The sequence below is a fragment of the Jutongia huaianensis genome (assembly GCF_014384985.1).
GTDB lineage: Bacteria > Bacillota > Clostridia > Lachnospirales > Lachnospiraceae > Jutongia > Jutongia huaianensis.
Genome location: NZ_JACRSX010000037.1, coordinates 1 through 6964 on the forward strand (window position 1 = coordinate 1; position 6964 = coordinate 6964).

The following is a 6964-nucleotide window of genomic DNA, read 5'->3' on the forward strand; positions in this document are numbered from 1 at the left end:
TTGCAATTTAAAAATTCTGCTTTTTCTAAATTTGTGTCTCTAAACAGAGTTCCCGTAAAATCAACATTTACAAATTTTGCATGTCTTAAATAACTATCATCTGAAATGATCGATTGAGTAAAACTGCAATTACGAACCGTACAATCTTTTAATCTCAATAATTTCAGATGACTTCTTGTTAAATGTATATTTGAAAAATTCATATTCATTTTTCCAAAGTCATATATTTCAATCTTATCCAATTTTATTGTTTTGTTTTGACTCTTGGAAAGTTTCTTTAGTCTTTTTTTACTTATTTTTTTCATATTGTATTTACTATCTTTCTGATTTTTTCTTCATCTCACCTATACATCGCAATCTCAATACTATCCATATACTGCCCCATCGACATATTAAACTTCTGATAATCTGCCGTCTGGAACTCCTCCGTCATCCCCGCAACATTCACATCAACCGCCTGTAATTGATTATAAAATGTAATCATAATTGGGACTCCTATGATTTTAGACATTCCCCTGACCGTAAGATTGCTGACTTCTTTTAATCGGAGAAGTTCCATTTTATTGCCAATCTGTACCTGTTGACCATCCATTAATATCTCTACATCAGCATAATAGTCATATACAAAATGAACCGCCTTGCAAAGCTTGTCCCATTCCACCGGATATGTTAGGTTCCACCTGGACATTAACCAGCCAGCTTCTTCTTTCACACCTACCAATAACATATTATTGTTCTCCCTTCGTATCAATAATTTTTATCCAGATATTATATAAGCAAATCAATTATAGCACACGTTCAATATTTTTGAAATAGTATTTATGTGCTTTTTATGATTTGAAGTCATTTTTGTTATTAGATGATATCCGATTTCAAAATTATCCTTTTGGATACCGGATTTTATTTTTTCTCCTGCAAATGACGTTTAAACTCCAAAGGATCATACCAGTAGCATCCCACACAGGCATCCTCCTCATTATGATGATATGGTCCTCCTTGATAAAACGACATAGGATACCCTAACTTTGTGGCATCAAACCGCTTTCCTGATGCCCTGCATTCTTTGCAAAATTGTCGTTTTGCATCGTTTGCTGCTTTACTTAACGGTTGAAAATCAGACAATCTCTGATCAATGTTCTGCATAACCCGTTTTTCGTTTTTCATTCCATTTTTGTGATCAACTTCCGGATTAGAAGTTCCAAGAACAACACATCTCTTTGACTTAATGATACATTTTATTTCCGGATCAATATATGCTGTACGCGCACTGTCTATCGCAAAGCCAACTGTTCTGAGTGCATCAACCCTGTTGCCTGGAGTTCTGCTTCTGTCACGTTCTACCTGATACTTTTTACCAAAGGGTCCATCGTCACGGGACCACCCCGCCCCGTTAAAGAGTTGGAGTTCTGCGTATCTTCCGACAAATTCTTTTACACTCACCCATCTGCTGCAGCCATTTTCATCAATTCCCGCTAATTCTTCAAACAGTTCTACTTTTGTTTTCTTCCTAGGCATTTTTCTCCCCCCTGTAAATTCTTCCGATTTACCAGAAACTTCATTTTATATAAGATGAAATCATTTTACCATATCCTTCTGCATTTTTCCACAAAATATCTTTTCTGCAATCCCTTTTCCTGTCATTATATTTTTCCTTTTTTCTTCCTGTACCAAATCTATCCTCCCCTCCCCCTTTGATTGCTTTTTCCCTCGAAATATGGTACTCTTTTTCATTGTATAGATGTATAACATACGACTTAGAAATGAGGATTAAAATGAATTATATTGGCTCGAAATACTCTCTAATGGACTTTCTGGAAACGACCATTGAAGAGGTGACCGGCTACAAAAACGGTGATTATGTCTTTGCAGATTTGTTCGCAGGCACAGGTGTCGTCGGCCAGACCTACAAGTCAAAGGGCTGTACTGTGATTGCAAATGACATTCAATATTACAGCTATGTATTAAATAAACACTATATCGAGAATGTACCAGAGTTAGATACCAAGTGGCTGGATACATTAAACTCTCTTCCCCCTATGGAGGGCTTTATTTACCTGAATTATTGTGAGGGTTCCGGTTCGGGACGAAATTATTTTACAAATGAAAACGGCATGAAATGCGATGCGATCCGGACAGAGCTGGAGCGGCTTCATACAGCCGGCAAAATGGATGACCATACTTATTTTTATTATCTGGCAAGCCTGGTAAATTCCATTGATAAATATGCAAATACCGCATCGGTTTATGGTGCTTTTCTGAAGCATATCAAAAAATCTGCCCAGAAGAAATTTCAGCTGGAGCTTCTTCCGGTCATTGATGGACCGGTGGGGACTGTTTATAATGAGGATATCAACACATTGATCCAGACCATTCGTGGAGATGTATTATATCTGGACCCGCCTTACAATGCGAGACAATATTGTTCCAATTATCATGTTCTGGAGACAATTGCCCGATATGATCATCCGGAGCTTCGTGGCGTAACAGGGTTGCGTAGCTCCACCGAACAGAAGAGCAAATACTGTTCCAAACGCACCGTAGCAGAAACCTTTGATGACCTGATCCGGCATGCGGATTTTAAATATATTTTCTTAAGTTACAACAATGAAGGATTGATGTCTCTGGAAACGATCTGCGAAATTATGTCCCGTTACGGTAAATATCAGACCTTTACAACGGACTACCGGAGATTCAAGGCAGACAAAGACGAAAACCGCAACATCAAGGCAAATTCCACGAAGGAATATCTGCACTGTCTGATCAAATAATACAATTACAGAAAATAACGTTTTCCATCAGGGAATCATCAAAAGGGCAAGTAAAATGGCAAAATATAATGATTTAGATCCAAAAAAATGGAAAGAATACAGCGATATCAATACGGATTCCTTATGGCTGATCGAGAAGCGGGACAATTCCGGTGCACATTCCGGAGATTATCATGGGAATTTCGTGCCACAGATTCCCCATCAGCTTTTTACCCGGTATACCAAAAAGGGGGACTGGATCCTCGACCCTTTTATGGGGAGTGGTACTTCCCTGATCGAGGCACAGCGTCTGGGACGAAATTCTATCGGTATTGATCTGCAGCCGGACGTGGTCCAGGAGGCCGAAGAACGGATCCGGACGGAGCAGCGTAAGAACTGCATTGTCAGGACCGTAACCGGAGACAGCCGCACAGTGAACATCGAGGAGGTGATGTCATCCGTCGGCATTGACAAGCTGCAATTTGTTATGATGCATCCGCCGTACTGGGATATCATTAAATTTTCCGACAATGAAAAGGATCTGTCAAACACCTCCACGCTGGATGAATTTCTGGAATCCTTCGGACAAGTGATTGACAATTCCACAAAATATCTGGAAAAGAACCGTTACTGCGCCTGTGTGATCGGTGATAAATATGCCAACAGCCAGGTGATCCCTTTGGGATTTTACTGTATGAACCAATTTATGGAACGAGGCTTTTTATTAAAAGCAATTCTGGTGAAAAACTTTGGAGAAACGAAGGGAAAAGCAAATCAACAGGGCATCTGGCGATACCGTGCCATCACAAATGACTTTTATATCTTTAAACATGAATATATTTTTGTATTTAAAAAGGTGAAGTAATCCGCTTCACCTTTTTCTTTTAATGCAAATATATGATATCACTTTTCAGCCGGTATGTTTTTCCCTGATCCGTAATCGTAATTTCGTGCAATCCATCTTCTTTCACCTGCTCCATAAACGCCGAGATCTGCTCTCTCATCAGGGAAAAATTGCTCTTCATCGCAAGCTTCTCCTCCCCGTCAGCCCCATCACATACTACATACAGACGATTTAACAGCTGCTTCCTGCTCTGCTGGGATTGACTGGCGTAATACCAGCGAATCATTGCATCCTTCCCCTCTCTGGTAGACAGATCGTACGGCCTGGAATATAACTTTGCCGGATACACGGTCAGTTTCACATCAAAGGGAACATGGTTAATATAAATGTCCACATCATGGTTATATACATTTGTTTCATGAATTGCACCATACTCACAAAAAATATATTCACACTGTACCGATGTTTTAAAATTGTACCAGCGGTGAAGTGCATAATTCTTATCAACACCTGTTTTTTCAATTTGCCGCAGACATTCTTCCAACGACTGGGTCCTATAAATAAAGCCGGTCTGCTGATCCTTCCTGTTATTTTGCATTTTCCACTTGGAAGAAATCAGAGTCAACGTTTTATGTAGATCTTCCTCTAATTCTATCTGTCCCCGCAAACGTATATTTTTCTCCAAATATATCTTCCTTTCTTTTGGTTCTATTTCTTCATTGATATAATGTATCCGGTACATCCGTGATCATCCGGCTTCCCCCGGAATGTCCCGAAGCAGCCACTCTAATTCCTGCACAGGCAACCGCTGAATCTGCAGCTCCTCTTCTTTTTCACTCTCTGCAATCGGTATCCAGACAAAGCATTTAATGGTATCTTCCAGAAAAGCATCTGCTGTAGTATATTTATTGCGCATGGTTTCACAGTCAAAATTCGGGGTAAGGTTTACTTCACAGATAGCATTTCCGTAAAATTCAGCCGTATCGCAATAATATCCCGTTCCATCCGGGAATTCTTTTTTGCGGTAAATTCCTTTAATATCATATTTTGTCACCAGCAGATATTTTCCGTTATATTTTATTTTACGGATCACATACTTCAGATCTGCTATATGAAAATCCGTCGTACACCAATACACATTGGACAATGTGATATCAAGCTCCTTTTCCTCAAAGCTCTTTTCCTCCAGGATCTCAGCATGTTCATCCTGCTGCACGATATTTAATTTCTCTGAATCACTGTAATAATCCGTCACAATCTCTCCCGCTTTGGATCGATAATAACGTTTTAACCGTTCTTTCATATTCTTCTCGGCATAAGGCACCCACTTCTCTTCAAACTCCTCAAGACTGTCCACATAATAGGACACCGTACCATCTGCGATCGGATTACTGCAATCATCATATAATGTTATCTGGTACATCATTTTCTCCTTTTATCCTCGTAACATTTTCTTCACTTCTTCTCTGGCATTCAAAAAATCTCTGTCAATTCCGGATCAAAATCACTGCCGGAGCCTTTTGCAATAATATTAAAACACTCCTCTACCGGCATTGCATCCCAATAACATCTTTTCTGGGAAATGGCATCATAAACATCTGCAATCGCCATCACTCTGGCATGAAGTGGAATCTCTTCTCCCGCCAGTCCATCCGGATAACCTTTTCCGTTGTATTTCTCATGATGATATCTCGCCACTTCATATGCAATCTGCTGAAATTCGGGATTATCCAGATTATTAAATGTATTTTGTATAATTTCACCGCCCCGTGCCGCATGTTCCTTCATTATCGTATATTCCCCGTCCGTGAGTTTTCCCGGCTTTTGTAATATATGATCCGGTGTGCAATCTTTCCGATATCGTGAAGCGGTGCTGCATTGCTGACATTGATCAGATAATCGCGATTCACAATATCCCGATACCGCTTATCTCTTCTCATTTTATGAAGCATCAGATTAACATAGGCCCTTGTCCTTTTAATATGACCACCTGTATTATTATCACTGTTTTCCACCAGAGTCGCAAAACCTTCGATCATCCGCTCATTATGGAGTGTCAGCTTACGGATGGTCGGATTTTCAAAATCTACATAAATCCCCAAAACAAGAATTGCCGGGACAATATCCTGATGATTTACCGTCCATGACGTTACTCCGTCAAAAATCACGGCCCAGGGAGCTGTAACCATCAGCCCATCAAAATAACGATTACAGACAAGTTTTTCTCCTAATGTTGCCTTCACATATGTCACAACGATATAAAGAATGACTAAAAGGCATCCGATTTGCAATTTTATGTAAAACATATTCATTCCCTCTGTTTTGTACGATATAAGCATTCCACTTATATTTTAGTATGAACATATATGGGTGTCAATCAAATCCGGGTATTTCACATGTTTTGTACATTTATAATAAAAAAAGAGACAATTCCTTTGTCTCCAAAAATATAACACACATTAATAATAAGAGGTTATTTGGCAGGCGTCGCGGCTCCTGCATCTCTTTTAACCCATAGGGTGCGTGGTTGCAACGTATTTTACCACCTCAAATAACCTCTTTACTACTATATACTGATTATAACTCAATTATTCTTTTTTGTAAATCACTTCTTTATTTCTCAAATAGTTATTTAATCTCTTTTCCGTAATTTTCCATCCCGTAATAATCGAATTTTTATATCCCGCTTTATCACTTTGTGTACATATCTTTAAAACAAAGAGCATAGCCTCATTGTTATTTATAACCTTCTTAACAACAAGTCCTGTATTAGGGCGTTTGTCTCTTATAATATAATCGGGTGACTCCAAAATTTTCCTAATATACTCCAAAACGTCATCACACGCTTCCGGATGTCTATTTTTTATATGTAATAACTGCTCATTTGTAATAATGACTTCATCCGTCAAATGATCACTGGAAATACAATCATATATTGTCCAGTCAAGTTTTCCCAAAGTATGAATTTTTTGATTATGCGCCTTGTTCCTACTCATATCTTTCTGGTTATTCAAATTTAATCTTGTATTTTTCATATCCCTCGCTATAACTCACATATACCATATATTTATGGTTTTTTTTCATTTCAATCAATTTATCTCCATCCGTATTGTAGACATCTAACATTTTTTCATTTTTTTCATTATAAATGGAAATGGCAAAACTGCTATCAGAGTTATTTGTTATAAATTTCAAACAATACTTTTTCGTTTTTGACGGAGTATAACAATATACATCTTTTTGATCAATAAATTCGATTCTTCCTTCAAGTACTTTTCCACTTGTATAAACTTCTTTTTGAGGAACATGAATATTCAGTGATTATTCATGTTCCACAAAAAGAAGTTTATACAAGTGGAAAAGTACTTGAAGG

General features: G+C 38.3%; 10 protein-coding genes. 2 read left to right on the top strand and 8 right to left on the bottom strand.

Annotation, left to right across the window (positions count from 1 at the left end):
• The 3 genes from H8704_RS13790 to H8704_RS13800 all read right to left on the bottom strand — a co-directional run.
• The coding region (locus tag H8704_RS13790; protein WP_249298645.1) for a pentapeptide repeat-containing protein at positions 1 to 305 on the bottom strand (305 nt) is incomplete at its 3' end.
• Positions 306 to 340: 35 nt separating this feature from the next.
• Complete coding sequence (locus H8704_RS13795; protein WP_249298646.1) at positions 341 to 727, bottom strand: hypothetical protein; 387 nt, start codon at positions 725 to 727, stop codon at positions 341 to 343.
• A 173-nt stretch (positions 728 to 900) separates the two neighbouring features.
• Entirely contained in the window at positions 901 to 1515 is a 615-nt protein-coding gene (locus tag H8704_RS13800) for a hypothetical protein (RefSeq protein WP_249298647.1), read from the bottom strand.
• A 257-nt stretch (positions 1516 to 1772) separates the two neighbouring features.
• Between H8704_RS13800 and H8704_RS13805 the strand changes: the two genes are divergently transcribed.
• Positions 1773 to 2768, top strand: coding sequence for a DNA adenine methylase (locus H8704_RS13805; RefSeq protein ID WP_249298648.1), 996 nt, complete (start codon positions 1773 to 1775; stop codon positions 2766 to 2768).
• A gap of 55 nt (positions 2769 to 2823) precedes the next feature.
• Positions 2824 to 3612, top strand: coding sequence for a TRM11 family SAM-dependent methyltransferase (locus tag H8704_RS13810; RefSeq protein WP_022463396.1), 789 nt, complete (start codon positions 2824 to 2826; stop codon positions 3610 to 3612).
• A gap of 19 nt (positions 3613 to 3631) precedes the next feature.
• On the opposite strand, the gene H8704_RS13815 is transcribed toward H8704_RS13810, so the two are convergent.
• The 5 genes from H8704_RS13815 to H8704_RS13835 all read right to left on the bottom strand — a co-directional run bounded on the left by H8704_RS13815 (position 3632) and on the right by H8704_RS13835 (position 6626).
• Positions 3632 to 4276, bottom strand: coding sequence for a hypothetical protein (locus H8704_RS13815; RefSeq protein WP_249298649.1), 645 nt, complete (start codon positions 4274 to 4276; stop codon positions 3632 to 3634).
• Between the two features lie 63 nt (positions 4277 to 4339).
• Positions 4340 to 5017: a hypothetical protein gene (locus H8704_RS13820; protein ID WP_249298650.1), complete on the bottom strand. Its 678-nt coding sequence runs from the start codon at positions 5015 to 5017 to the stop codon at positions 4340 to 4342.
• 47 nt (positions 5018 to 5064) lie between these two features.
• Complete coding sequence (locus tag H8704_RS13825; RefSeq protein WP_249298651.1) at positions 5065 to 5379, bottom strand: HD-GYP domain-containing protein; 315 nt, start codon at positions 5377 to 5379, stop codon at positions 5065 to 5067.
• Entirely contained in the window at positions 5379 to 5897 is a 519-nt protein-coding gene (locus H8704_RS13830; RefSeq protein WP_249298652.1) for a hypothetical protein, read from the bottom strand. The genes H8704_RS13825 and H8704_RS13830 overlap by 1 nt, the downstream gene beginning before the upstream one ends.
• A 282-nt stretch (positions 5898 to 6179) precedes the next feature.
• Entirely contained in the window at positions 6180 to 6626 is a 447-nt protein-coding gene (locus H8704_RS13835) for a PBECR3 domain-containing polyvalent protein (RefSeq protein WP_249298653.1), read from the bottom strand.
• Between the last annotated feature and the right edge of the window lie 338 nt (positions 6627 to 6964).

Bases quoted from the DNA above. Each gene is read 5' to 3' on its own strand.
- H8704_RS13830 (WP_249298652.1), bottom strand. From the start codon at position 5,897: ATGTTTTACATAAAATTGCAAATCGGATGCCTTTTAGTCATTCTTTAT.
- H8704_RS13825 (WP_249298651.1), bottom strand. From the start codon at position 5,379: ATGAAGGAACATGCGGCACGGGGCGGTGAAATTATACAAAATACATTT.
- H8704_RS13820 (WP_249298650.1), bottom strand. From the start codon at position 5,017: ATGATGTACCAGATAACATTATATGATGATTGCAGTAATCCGATCGCA.
- H8704_RS13810 (WP_022463396.1), top strand. From the start codon at position 2,824: ATGGCAAAATATAATGATTTAGATCCAAAAAAATGGAAAGAATACAGC.
- H8704_RS13800 (WP_249298647.1), bottom strand. From the start codon at position 1,515: ATGCCTAGGAAGAAAACAAAAGTAGAACTGTTTGAAGAATTAGCGGGA.
- H8704_RS13805 (WP_249298648.1), top strand. From the start codon at position 1,773: ATGAATTATATTGGCTCGAAATACTCTCTAATGGACTTTCTGGAAACG.
- H8704_RS13795 (WP_249298646.1), bottom strand. From the start codon at position 727: ATGTTATTGGTAGGTGTGAAAGAAGAAGCTGGCTGGTTAATGTCCAGG.
- H8704_RS13835 (WP_249298653.1), bottom strand. From the start codon at position 6,626: ATGAAAAATACAAGATTAAATTTGAATAACCAGAAAGATATGAGTAGG.